A 23,538-nucleotide genomic window follows, 5' to 3' on the forward strand; every position below is an offset into this window, starting at 1 on the left:
ATGAATGCAGAAGACTCCTTGAAACTCGCTCGCCGGTTTATCGGGTTGCCCCTGGAAAAGCGCCAGATGTTCCTGGCTGCCCTGGCGAAAGAAGGGGTGGATTTTTCCCGGTTCCCGATTCCCGCAGGCGTCGAGGCCGAGGACCGGCAGGCGCTGTCTTATGCCCAGCAACGCATGTGGTTCCTCTGGCATCTGGACCCGCAGAGCGGCGCCTACAACCTGCCGGCGGCGGTGCGCCTGACGGGTCGCCTGAACCAGTCGGCGCTGGAGCAAGCCTTCGCCAGCCTTATCGAACGTCACGAAACCCTGCGCACGGTGTTCCAGCAGCAGCCTGACGACAGCCTGCTGCAAGTGCCGCTGCAACAACCGCTGGACATCCAGCGCATCGACCTCAGCGATTTGCCCGCCGCCGAACGTGAAACCCGTGTGGCCGCCGCCGCGCAGGAGCAATCGTTGCTGCCGTTCGACCTGGCCAACGGCCCGCTGCTGCGGGTGCGCCTGTTGCAACTGGCCGAGCAGGAACATGTGCTGCTGCTGACCCTGCACCACATCGTCTCCGATGGCTGGTCGATGAACGTGCTGATCGACGAATTCTGCCGCTTCTATGACGCCCACGATCAGGGCCGCGCTGCCGAACTGCCGCCGCTGGCGGTGCAATACAGCGACTACGCCCTGTGGCAGCGCCGCTGGCTGGAGGCCGGCGAACAGCAGCGTCAACTCGACTACTGGCTGGCGCAGATGGGCGACGAACACCCGGTACTGGAATTGCCGGTGGACCACCCGCGTCCGGTGCTGCCGAGCAATCAGGGCCAGCGTCTGGAAAGCGTGGTGGACGCCGCGCTGGTCGAGCAATTGCGCGGCGTCGCCCGTCAGCACGGGGTGACGCTGTTCATGCTGTTGCTCGGCACCTTCAATATTCTGCTGCACCGTTACACCGGCCAGACCGACCTGCGCGTCGGCGTGCCGATCGCCAACCGCAACCGCCGGGAAATCGAAGGGCTGATCGGCTTCTTCGTCAACACCCAGGTGCTGCGCGTCGAACTGGACGGCCAGACCTCGATCGCCGATCTGCTGCGTGACCTCAAGGAAACCGCCCTCGGCGCCCAGGCCCATCAGGACTTGCCGTTCGAACGTCTGGTCGAGGCGCTGAAACTGGAGCGCAGCCTCAGCTACAACCCGCTGTTCCAGGTGATGTACAACCACCAGCCGGAAGTCGCCGACGTCACCACGCTCAAGGTCGGCAGCGGTCTGGAACTGGGTGTCATCGAATGGGAAAGCCGCAGCACCCAGTTCGACCTGAGTCTGGATACCTACGAGAAGGGCGGGCAACTGCACGCGGCGTTCACCTACGCCACGGATCTGTTCGAGCCTGAAACCATCGAGCGCATGGCGCGCCACTGGACGAACTTGCTGCGCAGCCTCGTCAGCGATCCGCAGCAGCGTGTCGGTGACATCGCGCTGCTGGAAACGACCGAGCTGGAACAACTGACTCAGGACTGGGGCCGCCACGACACCCAGTGGCCGAGCGAGCGCCCGGTGCATCAACTGTTCGAAGCCCAGGCCGAGCTGACACCGGATGCCGTCGCGCTGATTTTCGACGGCCAGCGCCTGACCTACGCCCAGCTCAACGCCCGGGCCAATCGCCTGGCGCGCACGCTGCTGGCGCAAGGTGTCGGCCCGGACGTGCTGGTGGGCGTGGCGGTGGATCGTGGACTGGAACTGATCGTCGCCATCCTCGCCGTGCTCAAGGCCGGCGGCGCGTATGTGCCGCTGGACCCGCAATACCCGCGTGATCGCCTGTTGTGCATGATCGAAGACAGCGGCAGCCGTTTGCTGCTGACCCAAAGCCATTTGCTCGACCGTTTGCCGGTGCCGCAGAACGTCCAGAGTCTGTGCCTGGATCAGGCCGAAGTCTGGGCCCACACCGACGAAAGCAACCCGCAACGCACCGTGTGGGCCGACAACCTGGCCTACGTGATGTTCACCTCCGGATCGACCGGTCGCCCGAAAGGCGTCGGCATCAGCCACGGTGCCCTGAGCAAACACGCGTTCGCCTCGCAGCATTACTACGACCTGAGCGCCGCCGATTGCGCGCTGCAATTTGCGACCTTCAACTTCGATGCCTTCGGCGAGCAACTGTTCGGGCCGCTGACCTGCGGCGCTTCGGTGGTGCTGCGCGGCAACGAAGTGTGGGACAGCGAAACCCTGTACCGGAACATTGTTGAGCACGGCATCACGGTCATGGACCTGACCACCGCTTACTGGAACATGATCGCCAAGGAATTCGCCGCCGCCGGCCCGCGTGATTACGCGGCGCTGCGTCAGGTGCACAGCGGCGGTGAAGCGATGCCGCCGGAAGGCGTGCAGGCGTGGCGTCAGGCCGGGCTCGAGCACGTCAAATTGCTCAACACCTACGGACCGACCGAAGCCACCGTCACTGCGACCACCCTCGATTGCAGCGATTACGTGTTCGGTCGCCAGCCGTTGCCGCTGACCCTGCCGATCGGTCAACCGCTGTCGGGCCGTCACACCTATCTGCTGGATGCTGACGGCCAGCCGACCCCGGTCGGTGTGGTCGGTGAGCTGCTGATCGGTGGTGAATTGCTGGCGCGCGGTTACTTTCAGCGTGCCGATCTGACTGCCGAACGCTTCATTCCCGATCCGTTTTCCAGCAGCGGGGCGCGTCTGTACCGCACCGGCGACCTGGCGCGTTACAACGCCCTCGGCCAGATCGAATACGTCGGCCGCGTTGACCATCAAGTGAAGATCCGTGGTTTCCGTATCGAGCTGGGCGAAGTCGAAGCGCGCCTGCTGGAACTGAACGACGTCAGCGAAGCCGTGGTGCTGGCGGTGCAGGGCGGCAGCAGCCTGCAACTGGTGGCCTACGTGGTGCCGAAGGATGCGTCCGTGGTCGCGGCGTCCGCCGACGAACAAGGCGCGGCGCGGGAAGCGATCAAGGCGCAGCTCAAGGACAGTCTGCCGGACTACATGGTGCCGACGCAGCTGTTGTTCCTCGCCGAACTGCCTCTGAGCCCGAACGGCAAACTGGACCGCAAGGCCTTGCCGGCGCCGGACGCCAGCCAGATGCAGCAGGCGTTCGTCGCGCCGCGCAGCGAGCTGGAGCAGAAAATCGCCGGCATCTGGCAGGACGTGCTCAAACTCGAACAGGTCGGCCTCACCGACAACTTCTTCGAACTGGGCGGCGACTCGATCATCTCGATTCAGGTGGTCAGCCGCTCGCGTCAGGCCGGGATTCATTTCAGCCCCCGCGACCTGTTCCAGCACCAGACCGTGCAAGGTCTGGCCAGCGTGGCGCAGCAGGGCAGCGGTGGCGTAAGCATCGATCAGGGCCCGGTCACCGGCGAGCTGCCGTTGCTGCCGATCCAGCAAGTGTTCTTCGAAGACTCGATTCCCCAGCGTCACCACTGGAACCAGGCGGTGCTGCTGCGCAGCCATCAAACCCTGAACGCCGAGGCGCTGTTGCAAGCGCTGAACGCGTTGATCGCGCATCACGACGGCCTGCGTTCGCGCTTCGTCGAAAGCGCCGAAGGCTGGCGTGCCGAAGTCGCGCCAATTGCGCACGATCCGGAACTGTTGTGGACCGCCGACAAGCTGGCCGACAGCGAACTGCAAGCGCTGTACGCCAAGGCCCAGCAAAGCCTGAACCTGCAAAACGGCCCGCTGCTGCGCGCGGTGCTGGCGACCGTCGCCGATGGCAGTCAGCGTCTGCTGCTGGCGGTGCATCACCTGGTGGTGGACGGTGTTTCGTGGCGGATTCTGCTGGAAGACCTGCAACTGGCTTATCAACAGGCTGCGCAAAAAATCGCCATCAAGCTGCCGGCGAAAACCAGCGCCTACAAGGCCTGGGGCGAGCATCTGCAAGCTTATGCCGCGACCGAAGCGCTGCAGGCTGAACTGGGATTCTGGAAGCAACAACTCGACGGCGCGGCACTGGATCTGCCCTGCGATAACCCGCAGGGCAGTCTGCAAAGCCGTCATGCTCTGGTGCTGCACAGCCGCCTCGACAAGAGTTTCACCCAGCAATTGCTGCAACAGGCCCCGGCCGCTTATCGCACGCAGGTCAACGATCTGCTGCTGACCGCGCTGGCGCGGGTCATCAGCCGCTGGACCGGCCACGCCGACACCCTGATTCAGCTGGAAGGCCACGGCCGCGAAGACCTGTTCGACGACGTCGACCTGACCCGCACCGTCGGCTGGTTCACCAGCCTGTTCCCGGTACGCCTGACCCCGGCGGATTCCGTTGCAGCGGCGATCAAACAGATCAAGGAACAACTGCGCGCCATTCCGAACAAGGGCATCGGTTTCGGCGTGCGGCGCCATCTCGGCGACGCGTCCACCCAGGCCAGCCTCAAGGCGCTGGCAATGCCGCGCATCACCTTCAACTACCTCGGCCAGTTCGACGGCAGCTTCGATGCCGAGGACGGTGCACTGTTCAGCCCGGCCGGTGAAAGCGCCGGGCTGGAGCAAAGCCTCGACGCGCCGCTGGACAACTGGCTGGGCGTCGAAGGCCAAGTCTACGACGGCGAACTCGACTTGCGCTGGACCTTCAGCCGCGAGCAGTTCAACGAGGCGACCATCGCCCGTCTGGCCGAAGATTACGAACGTGAACTCCAGGCGCTGATCAGCCATTGCTGCGATGCGGATTCGATGGGCGTGACGCCGTCGGATTTCCCGCTGGCGCACATCGATCAGGCGCAACTGGACGCGATCCCGGTGCCGGCCGCCGGCATCGAAGACATCTATCCGCTGTCGCCGATGCAGCAGGGCATGCTGTTCCACACCTTGTACGAACAGGGCACCGGCACTTACATCAACCAGCTGTGCGTCGATGTCGACGGCCTCGATCCCGAGCGTTTCCGCGCGGCGTGGCAAGCGACCATGGACGCCCACGACATCCTGCGCAGCGGCTTCATCTGGCAGGGCGAATTGCAGGAACAACTGCAAATCATCCATCGCCAACTGGCGCTGCCGTACACGCTGCTCGACTGGCGCGAGCGCAGCGACATCGCCCAGGCCCTCAAGGATTTCACCGCTGCCGATCTGGCCGAAGGGTTCGACCTGAACCAGGCCGGGCTGCTGCGCGTGACCCTGATTCGCATCAGCGACCAGCGTCATCACCTGATCTTCACCAACCATCACATCCTGATGGACGGCTGGAGCAGCGCGCAGATGCTCGGCGAAGTCCTGCAACGTTATGCCGGCCAGCAACCACCGCGTCCGGTCAGCCGTTACTCGGATTACATCCAGTGGCTGCAACGTCAGGACGCGGCGGTCAGCGAAGCGTTCTGGCTGCAACAACTGGCGGAATTCCACGAACCGACCGTGCTGGCGCAAGCCGCTGCCGGCGGTGGCGAGGTGCGCAGCGAGGTCGGTCATCTGCTCAAACATTACGACCTCGATGCGTCGCGCACCCGTCGCTTGAACGCGTTTGCCCGTGAGCAAAAAGTCACCGTCAACACATTGGTGCAAGCCGCGTGGCTGTTGCTGTTGCAGCGCTATACCGGCAGCGCCTGCGTGGGGTTCGGCACCACCGTGGCCGGGCGTCCGGCGGAACTGGTGGGGATCGAGCAGCAGGTCGGTCTGTTCATCAACACCTTGCCGGTGATCGCCGGCAGTCGTCCGGACCAGACCGTGGCCGCGTGGCTGGCGGCGGTGCAGGCGCAGAACCTGTCGCTGCGCGAGTTCGAACACACGCCGCTGGCGAGCATTCAGCGCTGGGCCGGGCAGGGTGGCGAGTCGCTGTTCGACACGCTGCTGGTGTTCGAGAACTTCCCGATTTCCGAAGCGCTGCAACACGGCACCGCCCAGGGCGTGGTGTTCGGCGAAGTCGCCAACCAGGATCAGACCCACTATCCGCTGACCCTCGGCGTGACGCTGGGCGAAACCCTGGCGCTGCACATGAGCTTCGACCAGGCGCATTTCAGCGTCGCCACCGTCGAGCGCCTGAGCGCGCAGTTGCTGCACCTGCTGGAACAGTTCGCCGAATCCGCCGAACGTCGTCTCGGTGAAATCGCTTTGGCCACGGCCGACGAACACGCGCGGCAACAGGCGCAGAACCATCCGCAGGCGTACCCGACCGATATCGCCGTGCACCAGCGCTACGCCCGCTTGGCCGCGCAGCAACCGGATCGCACGGCGGTCATCTTCGATGGCAAGCATTACAGCTACGGCGAACTGGATGCCCGGGCCAACCGTCTGGCCCATGAACTGGTGGCCCGTGGCGTTCGCGCCGAAGTGCGTGTCGGCGTGGCGATGCCACGCGGCGAAGGGCTGATCGTTGCCTTGCTGGCGGTGCTCAAGGCCGGCGGCGCCTATGTGCCACTGGACACCAGCTACCCGCGCGAGCGTCTGGCGTACCTGATGCAGGATTCCGGTCTGGCGTTGTTGCTGACCGATTCCCGCGTGTCGGCGCAACTGCCGATCGACGACGCCATGAGCGTGCTGGAACTGGATCGCCTCGACCTCAGCGGCCATTCGGCGCAGGCGCCGGTGGTGAAGATTGATCCGGACAATCTGGCCTACGTGATCTACACCTCCGGCTCCACCGGCAACCCGAAAGGCGTCAGCGTCACCCACGGGCCGCTGGCGATGCACTGCCTGGCCATCGGTGAGCGCTATGAAATGCGCGACAGCGATTGCGAATTCCACTTCATGTCGTTCGCCTTTGACGGTGCCCATGAACGCTGGCTGACCAGCCTGACCCACGGTGGCTCGCTGCTGATCCGCGACGACAGCCTGTGGACGCCGGAGCAGACCTACAACGCGATGATCGAGCACGGCGTGACCGTGGTCGCGTTCCCGCCGGTGTATCTGCAACAACTGGCCGAGCACGCCGAACGCGTGGGCAATCCGCCGAAGGTGCGGATCTACTGCTTCGGTGGCGATGCGGTGCCGAATGCCAGTTTCGAGCGAGTCAAACGCGCGCTGAATCCGGAGTACATCATCAACGGCTACGGCCCGACCGAAACCGTGGTCACGCCGCTGATCTGGAAGGCCGGTCGCGATGTGCCGTGCGGCGCCGCCTATGCGCCGATCGGCAGCCGCATCGGCGACCGCAGCGCCTACGTGCTCGACGCCGATCTGAACCTGCTGCCGCAAGGCATGGCCGGCGAGCTGTACCTCGGTGGCAGCGGCGTGGCCCGTGGTTACCTGAATCGTCCGGCGATGACCGCCGAGCGCTTTGTCGCGGACCCGTTCAGCACAACCGGTGGCGTGCTGTACCGCACCGGCGACCTGGTGCGCCAGCGTGCCGACGGCACTTTTGATTACCTGGAGCGCATCGACAACCAGGTGAAGATCCGTGGTTTCCGCATCGAACTGGGTGAAATCGAAGCCAGCCTGCAAGCCCTCGACGGCGTGCGCGAAGCGGTGGTCGTGGCCCAGGAAAGCGCTGGCAGCAAACGGCTGGTGGCGTACGTGGTCGGCGACTCGCAGCAGGCGGATTTCGCCGAGCAACTGCGGGCGCAACTCAAGGCCAGCTTGCCGGCGCACATGGTCCCGGCTTACGTGCTGACCCTTGAGCGCATGCCGCTGACGCCGAACGGCAAGCTCGATCGCAAGAACCTGCCCAAGCCTGACGTCAGCCAATTGCAGCAAACCTACGTGGCGCCGCAAAGCGCGCTGGAGCAGCAACTGGCAACGATCTGGCAGGACGTGCTGAAGCTGGAGCGCGTCGGCCTGACCGACAACTTCTTCGAGCTGGGCGGTGATTCGATCATCTCGATCCAGGTGGTCAGCCGCGCTCGTCAGGCCGGCCTGCGCTTTACGCCGAAAGACCTGTTCCAGCACCAGACCATTCAGGCGCTGGCCAATGTGGTGCAGACCGGCGAGCCGGTGCAGCAGATCGATCAGCAACCGGTGACCGGCGAAACCGCATTGCTGCCGATTCATCAGTGGTTCTTCGCCCAGCCGATTCCTGACCGTCATCACTGGAACCAGTCGGTGATGCTCAAGACCGCTCAGCCGTTGGACGCGGTTGTGCTTGAGCAAGCCCTGGATGCGCTGGTCGTGCATCACGACAGCCTGCGCCTGGACTTTTCCGAGCAAGGGCAAGGCTGGACGGCGCACTACCGCGACGTCGAAACCCAGGCTGGCGAAACCGTGCTGTGGCAAGTCGAGGTTGCTGATCTGGCGGCACTCGAAGTGCTTGGCAATCAGGCCCAGCGCAGCCTGCAACTGAGCGGCGGTTCGCTGATCCGTGCGGTGCTGGCGAACCTGGCCGATGGCAGCCAGCGTCTGCTGCTGGTGGTCCATCACCTGGTGGTGGATGGCGTGTCGTGGCGGATTTTGTTCGAAGACCTGCAAAGCGCTTACCGGCAGATCCAGTCAGGCGCGGCCGTGCAGCTGCCGGCCAAGACCAGCGCCGTGAAAGCCTGGACTGAAGCGTTGCAGGACTACGCCGGCAGCGCGCCGCTGCAAGCCGAGCTGGGCTTCTGGCAGCAACAACTGCAAGGCGCATCCAACGCGTTGCCATGCGACAACCCGCAGGGTGGCCAGCAACATTGCCAGGCGTTGGCGATCCGCACGCCGCTGGACAAGACCCTGACCCGCCAACTGTTGCAAGAGGCCCCGGCGGCCTACCGCACGCAGGTCAACGATCTGCTGCTGACCGCCCTGGCGCGGGTGATGGTGCGCTGGACCGGTGACGACAATGTGCTGGTGCAACTGGAAGGGCACGGTCGTGAAGACCTGTTCGACCACGTCGACCTGACCCGCACCGTGGGCTGGTTCACCAGCCTGTTCCCGGCAAAACTGACCCCGACCGCCGACCTCGGCGCATCGCTGAAACAGATCAAGGAACAGCTGCGGGCGATCCCCAACAAAGGCATCGGTTTTGGTGCGCTGGCGCATCTGGGCGACGACCACGCCCGGGCCACCCTGCAAGCGCTGCCGACGCCGCGCCTGACCTTCAACTATCTGGGCCAGTTCGACGGCAGTTTCGATGCCGGCGATGAAGCGCTGTTCGTGCCGACCAGCGAATCCGGTGGCGAAGAGGTCAACATGCAAGGCCCGCTGGGTAGCCCACTGGCCCTCGATGGCAAGGTGTTCAACGGTGAGCTGGACCTGAGCTGGACGTTTAGCCGGGAGATGTTCGAACCGGAGACCATCCAGCGTTTGGCCGACGACTACCTGCAAGAACTGACCGCGCTGATCGCCCATTGCTGCGACAGCGCCAACCGTGGCGTGACCCCGTCGGACTTCCCGCTGGCGACCCTGACCCAGGCTCAGCTCGACGTACTGGCGCCACAGCCGCAGACCATCGACGACATCTACCCCCTGTCGCCGATGCAGCAGGGCATGCTGTTCCACACCTTGCTCGAACACGGCAACGGCGACTACATCAACCAGATGCGTCTGGACGTCGATGGCGTCGACCCGCAGCGTTTCCGCGCCGCGTGGCAAGCGGTGGTGGATGCCCATGACATCCTGCGCACCGGTTTTGTCTGGCAGGGCGATCTGGAGCAGCCGGTGCAAGTGGTGCAGCGTCAGCTCGACGTGCCGTTCCGCGTACTCGACTGGAATGGCCAGACCGACCTCGATGCTGCGCTGAAAAAACTTGCCGATGAAGAACGTGCCCTAGGCCTCGACCTGACCCGCGCACCGTTGCTGCGTCTGGTGCTGGTGCGCATCGCTGAAAACCGTCATCACCTGATCTACACCAACCATCACATCCTGATGGACGGCTGGAGCAGCGCGCAGTTGCTCGGCGAAGTGTTGCAGCATTACAGCGGCGAAGCGGTGCCGCGTCCGACCGGGCGCTACCGCGATTACATCGCCTGGCTGCAGCGCCAGGACGCCGCGAACGCCGAAGCCTACTGGCTGGCGGCGCTGGGCAATCTGCAGGAGCCGACGCGTCTGGCCGATGCCATCGCACGGCCGAGTGCCGGTCTGTCGAGCGTCGGTTACGGCGATCATTTCCAGGTGCTCAATGCCGGTCTGACCCAGCGTCTGGGCGAGTTTGCCCGGGCCTCGAAAGTCACCGTCAACACCCTGGTGCAAGCCGCATGGCTGCTGCTGTTGCAGCGCTACACCGGCAAGGATTGCGTGGCGTTCGGTGCCACCGTCGCCGGGCGTCCGGCGGATCTTCCGGGAGCCGAGCAGCAGGTCGGTCTGTTCATCAACACCTTGCCGGTGATCGCCGCGCCACAAGCGCAGCAGAGCCTGGCCAGCTGGCTGCAAGGCGTGCAGGCGCAGAACCTGGCGCTGCGCGAGTTTGAACACACGCCGCTGGCGCAGATTCAGCGCTGGGCCGGGCAGGGCGGTGACGCGCTGTTCGACAGCCTGATGGTGTTCGAGAACTACCCGATTGCCGAAGCGCTGGAGCAAGGCGCGCCGCAGGGCCTGCGATTCGGTCCGGTGGAAAACCACGAGCAGACCAACTACCCGCTGACCCTGCTGGTGCATCTGGGCGCCGAACTGTCGGTGCACTTCAGCTATCAGCGCGACCGTTTTGCCGACGTCAGCGTGGCGCAACTCGGCGCGCATTTGCAGCGTTTGCTTGAGCAGATGACCGAGGCGGGCGAGCGTTCGCTCAGCCAATTGCACCTGATCGAGACGGCGCCGGTTCACACCGATTTCGTCACCGAACTGTGCATCCACCAGAGCATCGCCCATCAGGTCGCCGCGACCCCGGATGCACTGGCCGTGACCTTCGCCGACACGCAACTGACCTACGCCGAACTGGACGTCCGGGCCAACCGTCTGGCGCACAAGTTGATCGAACTCGGCGTCGGCCCGGAAGTGCGGGTGGGTGTGGCGTTGCCGCGTTCCGAGCAGTTGCTGATTGCACTGCTGGCAGTGCTCAAGGCCGGCGGCGCCTACGTGCCGCTGGACCCGGACTACCCGGCCGATCGCGTGGCCTACATGCTCGAAGACAGCCGTGCGCGAGTGTTGCTGACTGAGCAGGAACTGGCTGTCACGTTGACCGTGCCGTCCGAGACTCAAGTGTTGTTGCTGGATCAGATCGCGCTGGATGCCTATTCGGCTCAGGCGCCGCAAACCGCCGTGACCCCGGACAACCTCGCCTACGTGATCTACACCTCCGGTTCCACCGGCAAGCCGAAAGGCGTGGCGATTGCCCATCGCAACGTCATGGCGTTGATCGACTGGTCGGCCAAGGTCTACCGCCGCGAAGACATTCAAGGCGTGTTGGCCTCGACCTCGGTGTGTTTCGACCTGTCGGTGTGGGAGCTGTTTGTGACCCTGGCCAACGGTGGCTCGCTGATCATCGCCCGCAATGCGCTGGAACTGCCGCAACTGCCGGCCCGCGATCAGGTGCGCCTGATCAACACCGTGCCGTCGGCGATCAACGCGTTGCAGCGCGCCGGGCAGATTCCGCCGGGTGTGCGGATCATCAACCTGGCGGGCGAACCGCTCAAACAAGGGCTGGTGGACGCGCTTTATCAGCAATCGACGGTCGAGCATGTCTACGACCTGTACGGCCCGTCGGAAGACACCACCTATTCGACCTGGACTCGCCGCACCGCCGGTGGTCAGGCGCGCATCGGCCGGGCGCTGGATCACTCCGCCAGCCACTTGCTCGATGCCGACCTGCAAGCGGTGCCGCACGGCGTGTCGGCCGAGTTGTACCTGTCAGGCGCCGGTGTCACGCGCGGTTACCTGGGCAAAGCGGCGATGACCGCCGAGAAGTTCGTACCCAACCCGTTCGCCCGCAACGGCGAGCGTCTCTACCGCACCGGCGACCTGATCCGTCAGCGCGAGGACGGCGAATTGGAGTACATGGGCCGGATCGACCATCAGGTGAAAATCCGTGGTTTCCGTATCGAACTCGGCGAAATCGAAGCGCGGCTGCTGGCGCAACCGGGCATCAGCGAGGCGGCCGTGCTGGCCGTCGAGGCCGAGGGTGGCGCGCAACTGGTGGCCTATGTGGTCGCTCCACAACTGGACCTGTACGACGGTGAAGCGCAGCGCCAACTGCGCGACGGACTAAAGACTGGCCTCAAGTCTTCGTTACCTGACTACATGATTCCCGCGCACCTGCTGTTCCTTGAGCAGTTGCCCCTGACCCCCAACGGCAAGCTCGACCGCAAGGCGCTGCCAGCGGTGGATGCCAGCCAGATGCAGGCCGCGTATGTCGCGCCGCAATCGGAGCTTGAGCAACAGGTCGCGGCAATCTGGCAGCAAGTGCTTACCGTGGAACGCATCGGTCTGAACGATCACTTCTTCGAACTCGGCGGGCACTCGCTGCTGGCGGTCAATGTCGTGTCGCGCATCGCCCTGGAACTGGGCCTGACGCTGACGCCGCAACTGCTATTCCAGCACCCCGTCCTGAGCGACTTTGTCGCTCACCTCACTACAGGAGGCGGGGCAATCAACGAACAGAAACTGAACAAGCTGGAAGCCCTGCTTGACGATATGGAGGAGTTCTGATGGACACGAGTGTTGCTTTGAGGATTGCCAAGCGCTTTATCACTCTGCCGCTGGACAAACGTAAGCTCTACCTGGAAAAGATGCTCGAAGAGGACGTCTCGCCGGCCAACCTGCCGATTCCGGAAACTCGCTCAAGCTTCGAGGCGATCCCGCTGTCCTACGCCCAGGAACGCCAGTTGTTCCTGTGGCAGATGGACCCGCACAGCACCGCGTATCACATTCCCAGCGCCCTGCGGTTGAAGGGCCGGCTGGATGTCGCGGCGCTGGAGCGCAGTTTCAATGCGGTGGTCGCCCGCCACGAAAGCCTGCGCACCACGTTCGTCGAGCAGGGTGAAACCTTCTGCCAGAAGGTTCACGCGCAGATGCCGTTGAGCATTACGGTCGAGACGCTGGCGGCCGGTCTGGACGCCGACGCTGCGATCAAGGCTTTCGTCGAGCACGAAACCGCGCGCCCTTTCAATCTGCAACAGGGCCCGTTGCTGCGGGTGTCGTTGCTCAAGGTCGGCGAAGACGATCACGTGCTGGCGCTGATCCAGCACCACATCATCTCCGATGGCTGGTCGATGCAAGTGCTGGTCGGCGAGCTGATCAAGCATTACGCCGCCGACACCAGCGGCCAGTCCCTGAGCCTGCCGCCGCTGGACGTGCAATACGCCGACTACGCGATCTGGCAGCGCCACTGGCTGGAGGCCGGCGAGCGTGAGCGGCAGCTGAAATACTGGATCGACACCCTCGGCGGCGAACAGCCGGTGCTGGAGTTGCCGATCGATCATCCGCGCCCGGCGGTGCAAAGCTTCCGTGGCGCGCGCCTCGATCTGAACCTGCCGACCGCACTGGGTGATGCCCTCAAGCAACTGGCCCAGCGTGAAGGCGCGAGTCTGTTCATGGTGCTGCTGGCGTCGTTCCAGGCCTTGCTGCACCGCTACAGCGGCCAGTCGCAGATCCGCGTCGGCGTACCGACCGCCAACCGCAACCGAGTGGAAACCGAAGGCCTGATCGGCTTCTTCGTCAACACCCAGGTGCTGAGCGCAGACGTCCACGGGCAACTGCCGTTCAATCAATTGCTGGCCCAGGTCAAACAGTCGGCGATGGCGGCCCAGGCGCATCAGGATCTGCCGTTCGAGCAACTGATCGAAGCCCTGCAACCGGAACGCAGCCTGAGCCACAGCCCGGTGTTTCAGGTGATGTACAACCACCAGGCGGTCAACGACCAGACTCAGCGTCAGAGCCAGGTGCAACTGCCGCAACTGAGCGTCGAGGACATCGTCTGGGAGGGCCGCACCGCGCAGTTCGACCTGACCCTCGGCACGTACGAATCCAGCGAAGGCGTGGCGGCGGAACTGACCTACGCCACCGACCTGTTCAAACCGCAAACCATCGAGCGTCTGGCACGCCACTGGCTGAACCTGCTGCATGGCATCGTCGCCGCGCCGGGGCAGCGTGTCGGTGAACTGCCGTTGCTGGAAACCACCGAACATCAAGTGCTGTTGCAGGACTGGAAACGCGTGGTCGATCACGCCGCGCCGGCGCCGTGCGTGCAGCAACGCATCGCCTTGCAAGCCGCGCAGACGCCTGACGCCACCGCGCTGATCATCGGCGAAGACCAGCTGACTTACGGCCAGTTGAACGCCCGCGCCAACCAGCTCGCGCACAAGCTGATCGAACTGGGCGTCGGCCCGGATCGACTGGTCGGCATCGCGGTCGAGCGCAGCGTCGAAATGATCGTTGGCCTGCTGGCGATCCTCAAGGCCGGCGGCGCTTACGTGCCGCTGGACCCGGCGTATCCGGAAGACCGTCTGGCCTACATGATCGAGGACAGCGGCATCGAATTGCTGCTGACCCAGTCGCACTTGCAGACGCTGTTGCCGATCCCGGCCGGCCTTGCCACGGTGTTGCTGGATCAACCGCAGGACTGGCTGGCGGCGTACCCGACCACCGCGCCTGACGTGGCTGTGAACGGCGAGCATCTGGCCTACACGATTTACACCTCCGGCTCGACCGGCAAGCCTAAAGGCGTGATGGTCCGCCACGCAGCCCTGAGCAACTTCGTCGCGAGCATGGTCGAGCAACCGGGCATCGCTGCGGCGGATCGCATGCTGTCGCTGACCACCTTCTCGTTCGATATTTTCGGCCTGGAAATCTACGGCCCGCTGCTGGCCGGCGCCGCCGTGGTGCTGACCGGCAAGGACGTGCATCAGGATCCGCAAGCGGTGCTCGAACTGATCGACCGTCACGGCGTGACCATGCTGCAAGCCACGCCTTCGACCTGGCGCATGCTCCTGGACAACGAACACGCCGCGATTCTCGACGGCCGCACCTTCCTGTGTGGCGGTGAAGCGCTGCCCCAGGAACTGGCGCACCGCATGCTGGCGCGCTCGCCGAAGGTCTGGAACCTTTATGGCCCGACCGAAACCACGATCTGGTCGGCGCTGCATCCGCTGAGCGTGGACAACAGCCGTCCATTCCTCGGCAAACCGATCGACAACACCGCGCTGTACATCCTCGGCAGCGATCTGGAACTCAATCCGCTCGGCGCGCCGGGCGAGCTGCTGATCGGTGGCGATGGCCTGGCGCGGGGTTACTTCCAGCGACCTGCGCTGACCGCCGAACGCTTTGTGCCGGATCCGTTCTCGACCACCGGCGAGCGTCTGTATCGCACCGGCGACCTGACCCGTTACCGCGCCGAAGGCGTGATCGAATACATCGGGCGGATCGACCATCAGGTGAAAATCCGTGGTTTCCGCATCGAGCTGGGCGAAATCGAAGCGCGCCTGCTGGCGCTCGACAGCGTGCGCGAAACCGTGGTCGTCGCTCAGGACGGCCCGACCGGCCCGCAACTGGTGGGCTACGTGGTGCCAGCGTCCGGCGAGGTGCTGGATGCCGATGGCGAAGCCGCGTTGCGCGCTGCACTGAAGGCCAGCCTCAAGGCTGAATTGCCGGAATACATGGTGCCGGCGCACTTGCTGTTCCTCGCGCAACTGCCGCTGACCCCCAACGGCAAAGTCGACCGCAAGGCCTTGCCGGCGCCCGACGCCAGCCAGTTGCAGTCGACCTACATCGCGCCGCAGACCGCCACCCAGCACACCGTCGCCGAAATCTGGCAAGCGGTGCTGAAACTGGAGCAGGTGGGGCTGGGCGACAACTTCTTCGAACTCGGCGGTCATTCGCTGCTGGTGACCCAGGTCGTTTCTCGAGTGCGTCAGGCGCTCAATGTTCAGGTGCCGCTGCGCACCTTGTTCGAACACAGCACGCTGGTGGATTTCGTCGCCGCCCTCGGCGTCGAGCAGGCGCAGCAGGAGCCGCCGATTGTGGCGTTGCCGCGCCTGCAACCGCTGACGCTGTCCTACGCTCAGGAGCGTCAGTGGTTCCTCTGGCAACTGGAGCCGACCAGCACCGCTTACCACGTGCCAGCCGCACTGCGCCTGCGCGGTGAACTGGACCTGCCGGCGTTGCAGCGCAGCTTCGATGCGCTGATCGCCCGCCACGAATCCCTGCGCACCTGCTTTGTCGAGGAGCAGGGCCAGACCCTGCAAGTGATCCAGGCCCAGGCAGCGCTGGACATCGTTGTCGAAACCATCGACCGCCAGTTGGACGACTCCGCGCTGCAAGCCTTGGTCGCTGCCGAAACCCTGCACCTGTTCGACTTGCAGAAAGGTCCGCTGCTGCGGGTCAAGCTGCTGCGTCTGGCCGCCGATGACCACGCACTGATCATCACCTTGCACCACATCGTCTCCGACGGCTGGTCGATGGGCATCATGGTCAACGAACTGGTGGCGTTGTATGCCGCGCACAGCGAAGGCAAGACCGCGCAGTTGCCGGCGCTGCCGGTGCAGTACGCCGACTACGCCGTGTGGCAGCGCCAGTGGATGGACGCCGGTGAGCGCGAGCGTCAACTGAGTTACTGGACCGCGCAATTGGGTGACGGCGACCAGCCGTTGCTGGAGCTGCCGACCGACCGTCCGCGTCCGCCGGAGCAAAGCTACCGGGGCGCGCGTCAGGATATCCCGCTGAGCGCCGAACTGGCCGCCGGCCTCAAGCAGGTCGCACAACGGGAAAACGTCACCCTGTTCGCGCTGCTGCTGGCGTCGTTCCAGACCCTGCTGCATCGCTACAGCGGCCAGGCCGACATTCGTGTCGGTGTGCCGGTGGCCAACCGCAACCGGGTCGAGACCGAAGGCCTGATCGGCTTCTTCGTCAACACTCAGGTGCTGAAAGCCGAGTTCGACAGTCAGCAGACGTTCCGCAGCCTGCTGCAGCAAGTGAAAAACACCGTGCTCGGTGCTCAGGCCCATCAAGACCTGCCGTTCGAGCAACTGGTCGATGCGCTGCAACCGGAACGCAGCCTGAGCCACAGTCCGCTGTTCCAGGTGCTGCACAACCACCAGAGCCAGGCCCGTCAGGCCGAAGGCGCGACGCGTCTGTCGAAGATCGAGATCGAAGGCCTGAGCTGGGTCTCGCATACCGCACAGTTCGACCTGACCCTCGACACGTTCGAATCGGCGGACAACGTCTGGGCCGAACTGACCTACGCCACCGACCTGTTCGACGCGGTGACCATGGAACGTCTGGCGCAACACTGGACCAATCTGCTGCACGGCATCGTCGCCGATTGCGCCCAGCGCATCGCCGAGCTGCCGTTGCATGACGCGGCTGAACGTCAGGCAACGCTGTTGCAATGGAACCCGGCCGTGGCCGATTTGCCGAGCGAGGCGTGCCTGCATCAACTGATCGAGGCGCAGGCTGCGCGTGCGCCGCAAGCGGTGGCCGTGACTTACGGCGAGAAGGCCCTGAGCTACGGCGAGCTCAACAGCCGCGCCAACCAGTTGGCCCACAAGCTGATTGCCAGCGGTGTCGCGCCGGACGTGCGGGTCGGTCTGGCGGTGGAGCGCAGCCTGGAAATGCTGGTCGGGCTGCTGGCGATTCTGAAGGCCGGCGGCGCCTATGTGCCGCTCGATCCGACGTATCCGGAAGACCGTCTGGCCTACATGATCGGCGATAGCGGCATCGGTCTGCTGTTGACCCAGAGTCATCTGCTCGGCCGTCTGCCGGTGCCGGACTCGGTGCGCAGCGTGATGCTCGATCAGGAGCGCGACGGCCTCGAAGGCTACAGCGACAGCAACCCGCAGGTGTCCATGAGCCCGGACAACCTGGCTTACGTGATCTACACCTCCGGTTCCACCGGCCAGCCGAAAGGCACCTTGCTCGCCCATCACAACGTGCTGCGCCTGTTCAAGGCCACCGACGCCTGGTTCGATTTCGGCCCGCAGGATGTCTGGAGCCTGTTCCATTCCTACGCGTTCGACTTCTCGGTCTGGGAGATCTTCGGGGCGCTGCTGTACGGCGGCAAACTGGTGGTCGTGCCGTACGAGACCAGCCGTTCGCCGGACGATTTCTACGGCTTGCTGTGCCGTGAAGGGATCACCGTCCTCAACCAGACGCCGTCGGCGTTCAAGCAACTGATGCAAGTGGCGTGCGCCCCGGAACACGCGGCGGCGCAACCGGCCCTGCGTTACGTGGTGTTCGGCGGCGAGGCGCTGGAGGTCAAGAGCCTGCGCCCATGGTTCGAGCGCTTCGGCGATCAGGCCCCGCAACTGATCAACATGTACGGCATCACCGAAACCACGGTTCACGTGACCTACCGGCCGATCTCACTGGCCGACCTGCAACGCGACGCCAGCAGCCCGATCGGCGAGCCGATTCCGGACTTGTCCTGGTACTTGCTCGACGGCGACCTGAACCCGGTGGCCAAGGGTTGCATCGGCGAGCTGTACGTCGGTCGCGCCGGTCTGGCCCGGGGTTATCTGAACCGTCCGGACCTGACCACGCTGCGCTTCATTCCCGATCCGTTTGCCGCCGATGGCGGGCGTCTGTACCGCACCGGTGACCTGGCGCGTTATCGCGCCGATGGCGTGATCGAATACATCGGCCGGATCGACCATCAGGTGAAGATTCGCGGCTTCCGCATCGAGCTCGGCGAGATCGAAGCGCAGCTGCTCGAACAGTCCGCCGTGCGTCAGGCCGTGGTGCTGGCGCAACCGGGCCTCAGTGGTCAGCAACTGGTGGCGTACCTGGTGCCGAGCGATGCCGCATTGCTCGACGCCGACGCTGCCGAACAGGGCCAGTGGCGTGACAGCGTGCGGGCCGCGCTCAAGGAAAACCTGCCGGATCACATGATCCCGGCGCACTTGCTGTTGCTCGAACAATTGCCACTGACCGCCAACGGCAAACTCAACCGCAGCGCCTTGCCGTCGCCGGATGCGAGTCAGGCGCAGCAGGCTTATCAGGCACCGCAAAGCGAACTGGAACAGCGTCTGGCCGAGATCTGGCAGGACGTGCTGAAGCTGCCGCAAGTCGGTCTGAACGACAACTTCTTCGAGCTGGGCGGCGATTCGATCATCTCGATTCAAGTGGTCAGCCGCGCCCGTCAGGCCGGTATCCGTCTGAACCCCAAAGACCTGTTCCAGCACCAGACCGTGCAGCGTCTGGCACTGGTCGCGCAGATCGGTGGCAGCGAGTCGACCATCGATCAGCAACCGGTCACCGGCCCGGCGTTGCTGTTGCCTATTCAGCAGCAATTCTTCGAGGACGAGATCCCCGAGCGTCACCACTGGAACCAGTCGGTGCTGCTCAAACCGCGTCAGCCATTGACGGCCGAAAAGGTCGAGCAAGCGTTGCGCGCGCTGGTCATCCATCACGATGCCTTGCGCCTGAGTTTCAGCCAGCAGGGCAACGTCTGGCAGGCCGAACATCTGGCGGTCGACGCCTTGTCGCAAGACCTGCTTTGGCAGGAAACCATTGCCGACATCGCGGATCTTGAAGCTTTGGGCAACCGCGCCCAGCGCAGCCTCGACCTGCAAAACGGCCCGCTGCTGCGGGCGGTGCTGGCCAATCTGGCCGATGGCAGCCAACGCCTGTTGCTGGTGATTCATCACCTGGCGGTGGACGGCGTGTCGTGGCGGATTCTGCTGGAAGACCTGCAAACCGCGTATCAGCAAGCCAGCAACGGGCAGGCCCTGGGCCTGCCGGCCAAGACCAGTGCCTTCAAGGACTGGAGCGAACACTTGCAGCGCTACGCCAACAGCCCGGCATTGCAGGAGGAACGGGCGTACTGGCAGGCCTGCCTGAGCGACGTCAGCACCGATCTGCCGTGCAAGTGTCTCGACGCCGGCCAGCAGAACCGTCTGGCGCAAACCGTGCAGACTCGCCTCAGCGCGGAGCTGACCCGGCAACTGCTGCAGGAAGCACCGGCGGCCTATCGCACCCAGGTCAACGACCTGTTGCTGACCGCGCTGGCCCGAGTGATCGGGCGCTGGAGCGGGCAGCCGTCGACGCTGATTCAACTGGAAGGTCACGGTCGCGAAGAGCTGTTCGACGGCGTCGACCTGACCCGTACCGTGGGCTGGTTCACCAGTCTGTTCCCGGTGCGTCTGACTCCGGCCGAAGGCGCGGGCGATTCGATCAAGCGGATCAAGGAACAACTGCGCTCGATCCCGAACAAGGGCATCGGTTTCGGTGCGCTGCGTCATCTTGGTGATGCCGAGGCGCAAAGCAGCCTGAAGGCGTTGCCGACCCCGCGCATCACCTTCAACTACCTCGGTCAGTTCGACGGCAGTTTCGAAGCCGATGACGGCGCACTGTTCGCGCCGGCCCCGGACAACGCTGGTCTGGAACAAAGCCCGGACGCGCCGCTGGGTAACTGGCTGACCCTCAACGGTCAGGTGTATGGCGGTGAGTTGAGCGTCGGCTGGACCTTTAGCGAAGAACGCTTCGACAGCGCCACCATTGAAGCGCTGGCCCGCGACTACGCCGATGAACTCGCCGCGCTGATTGGCCACTGCCTGACGCCGGGCGTGGAAGGCCTGACCCCGTCGGACTTCCCGCTGGCGGGTCTGACTCAGGCTCAGCTCGACGGTTTGCCGACTGCGCCGCGTCCGGTCGAAGACATTTATCCACTGTCGCCGATGCAGCAGGGCATGTTGTTCCACACCCTCTACGCGCAGCAGTCGGGCGATTACATCAACCAGATGTGCGTGGCCGTGGACGGTTTGCAGGTCGAGCGTTTCCGCGAGGCCTGGCAAGCGGCGATGGACAGCCATGACGTGCTGCGCAGCAGTTTCGTCTGGGAAGGTGATCTGCCCCATGCGCTGCAAGTGGTGCACAAGGGGTTGCAGGTGCCGTTCAGCGTGCTCGACTGGCGTGAGCGCAGCGATCTGGAACAGGCCCTGAGCGAGCTGGAACGTGCGCAGCGTCAGCAAGGTTTTGACCTGCACGCGGCGCCGTTGCTGCGGTTGGTGGTGGTGCGGGTGGCAGCCGAGCGCTTCCATCTGATTTACACCTCGCACCACATTCTGATGGACGGCTGGAGCAACTCGCAGTTGCTCGGCGAAGTCCTGCAGCGCTACCACGGCCAGGCGCCGGTGAGCGGTGCCGGGCGCTATCGCGATTACATTCAGTGGCTGGCGCAGCAGGACGCGCAGGTCACGGAGCACTTCTGGAAGGGCCAGTTGGCCGATTTCGACATGCCGACCTATCTGGCTGATGCGGTGCCGCACAGCGCGGACAGCTCGGTGGCAGGCCAGGGCGAGCACCTGCTCACGCTCGACAGTCGCGCGACTGCTGAACTCAACCGTTTTGCCCGCGTGCAAAAAGTCACGGTCAACACCCTGGTGCAGGCCGCGTGGCTGTTGCTGCTGCAGCGCTACACCGGGCAGGACACGGTCGCGTTCGGCGCCACGGTCTCGGGGCGTCCGGCGCAGTTGAGCGGCGTCGAAGGCCAGATCGGCCTGTTCATCAACACCTTGCCGATCATCGCCAGCCCTCGGGCCGAACAGCCGTTGTCGCAATGGCTGCAACAGGTGCAGGCGCAGAATCTGTTGCTGCGCGAGCAGGAACACACGCCGCTGTTCGACATTCAGCGCTGGGCCGGGCAGAGCGGGGAGGCGTTGTTCGACAACATTCTGGTGTTCGAGAACTACCCGATTGCCGAAGCCTTGCAGCAGGCCGCATCGGATGACCTGCGCTTCGGCGAGGTCGACCGCTATGAGCAGACCAACTATCCGCTGACGTTGATGGTCAACCTCGACCAGCAACTGACCGTGCATTTCAGCTATCAGCGCACAAGCTTTGCCGCCGAGACCGTGGTCAAACTGGCCGCGCAGCTGCAACAGCTGCTGACGCGTCTCGACCTCAGCGCCGAAGGCTGCCTGGGCGAATGGAACCTGCTGGAAGCGGCGGACGAGCAACGGATCGTGCATGACTGGAATCCGGTCGAGGCCAACCCCCTCGAGGCGCTGTGCATCCACCAGGCCATCGAGCGTCAGGTGGCTGCCCAGCCGGACGCGCGGGCCGTGACCTTCGGTCATCAGTCGTTCACTTATGCCGACATCGACACCCGGGCCAATCGCCTGGCTCACCGTTTGATCGATTGCGGGGTCGGCCCGGAAGTGCGGGTCGGCGTGGCCATGCAGCGTTCCGATCAACTGTTGGTGGCGCTGCTGGCGGTGCTCAAGGCCGGCGGCACCTACGTGCCACTGGACCCTGATTACCCGGCGGATCGGGTCGCTTACATGCTCGAAGACAGCCGCGCCCGGGTGCTGCTGACTGAAACCGAGGTGGCCGCGATTCTGACGGTCGGTGGCGATACGCAAGTGTTGCTTCTGGATCAACTCGACCTGTCGGCCAACAGCGCAATTGCGCCGGTCACGGACGTGTGCGCGGACAATCTCGCTTACGTGATCTACACCTCCGGCTCCACCGGCAAACCGAAGGGTGTTTCGATCACCCACAGCAACGTGATGGCGCTGAGCGACTGGTCGAAAAACACCTACAGCCGCGATGACATTCAAGGCGTGCTGGCTTCGACCTCGGTCTGTTTCGACCTGTCGGTGTGGGAGCTGTTTGTCACCCTGGCCAATGGCGGCTCGCTGATCATCGCCCGCAATGCCCTTGAACTGCCGCAACTGCCGGCTCGCGATCAGGTGCGCCTGATCAATACCGTGCCGTCGGCGATCAATGCCTTGCAGGACGCCGGCGACATTCCGGCGGGTGTGCGGCTCATCAACCTGTGCGGCGAAGCGCTGAAGCAGAATCTGGTGGACCTGCTTTACAAACAGGCGAGCATCGAAGACGTCATCGACCTGTACGGCCCGTCGGAAGACACCGTTTATTCCACCTGGACCCGTCGTGAAGCGGGCGGCACGGCCAACATCGGCCGGGCGATGGCGCGCACCGCCAGTTACGTGCTGGGCGGCGATCTGCAACCGGCGCCACTGGGCGTGTCGGCCGAGCTTTACCTGGCCGGTGCCGGCCTCAGCCGAGGCTATCTAGGACGGGCGGCCATGACCGCCGAGAAGTTCGTGCCCAACCCGTTCGCCGGCCATGGCGAGCGCATGTACCGCACCGGCGACCTGACCCGTTATCAGGCCGACGGCACCTTGCAGTACGTGGGGCGTATCGACCATCAGGTGAAGGTGCGCGGTTTCCGTATCGAGCTGGGTGAAATCGAGGCGCGTCTGTTGCAGATCGAGCGCGTCAGTCAGGCACTGGTGGTGGCGCAACCGATCGCTTCCAGCCATCAACTGGTGGCGTACGTGGTGATGGACGACGCGGCCGTGGCGAACGCCGATGTCGCCGTGCAAACCTTGCTGCGCGAAGACTTGAAGACGCAGCTCAAGGCAAACCTGCCGGACTACATGATCCCGGCGCACCTGCTGTTCCTCGCCAGCCTGCCGCTGACGCCGAACGGCAAGATTGATCGGAAGGCCTTGCCGGGCGTCGAGAGCGTGGTTTCGGCCGGGGACTTCGTGGCGCCGGTCGGTGAGCTGGAACAGCAGATCGCAGTGATTTGGCAGAACGTGCTGGAGCTCGATCAGGTGAGCCGCGAAGACCACTTCTTCGAGCTGGGCGGGCACTCGTTGCTGGCCACTCAGGCAGTGTCGCGTTTGCGCCAGTTGACCACCGGCACGCTGGGTCTGCGGGATCTGTTCAACCATCCGCGCCTCAAGGATCTGGCGGCGTGGATGAGTCAGGCTCAGGCGCCGACGGCTACCGACGCTGGCAGCCAGGCCTTGCCGCTCAAGGCCTTTGGCGCCAAGTCGACGGCACCGTTGTCGCTGGTGCAGCGCCGCT

General features: G+C 64.4%; 2 protein-coding genes (1 of these 2 only partly in view). Both read left to right on the top strand.

Annotated features, from left to right (window positions below):
• Positions 1-12,411, top strand: a complete 12,411-nt coding sequence (locus AC0R79_RS10570) for a non-ribosomal peptide synthetase (protein ID WP_474734342.1) — start codon at positions 1-3, stop codon at positions 12,409-12,411.
• Positions 12,411-23,538: the 5' portion of a non-ribosomal peptide synthase/polyketide synthase gene (locus AC0R79_RS10575; RefSeq protein WP_474734344.1), read on the top strand. It continues 2,420 nt past the right edge of the window; only the first 11,128 of its 13,548 coding nucleotides appear in the window; its start codon is at positions 12,411-12,413; its stop codon lies beyond the right edge, outside the window. Before AC0R79_RS10570 ends, AC0R79_RS10575 begins: the two co-directional genes overlap by 1 nt.

It is taken from the genome of Pseudomonas sp. HD57-3 (assembly GCF_056113135.1).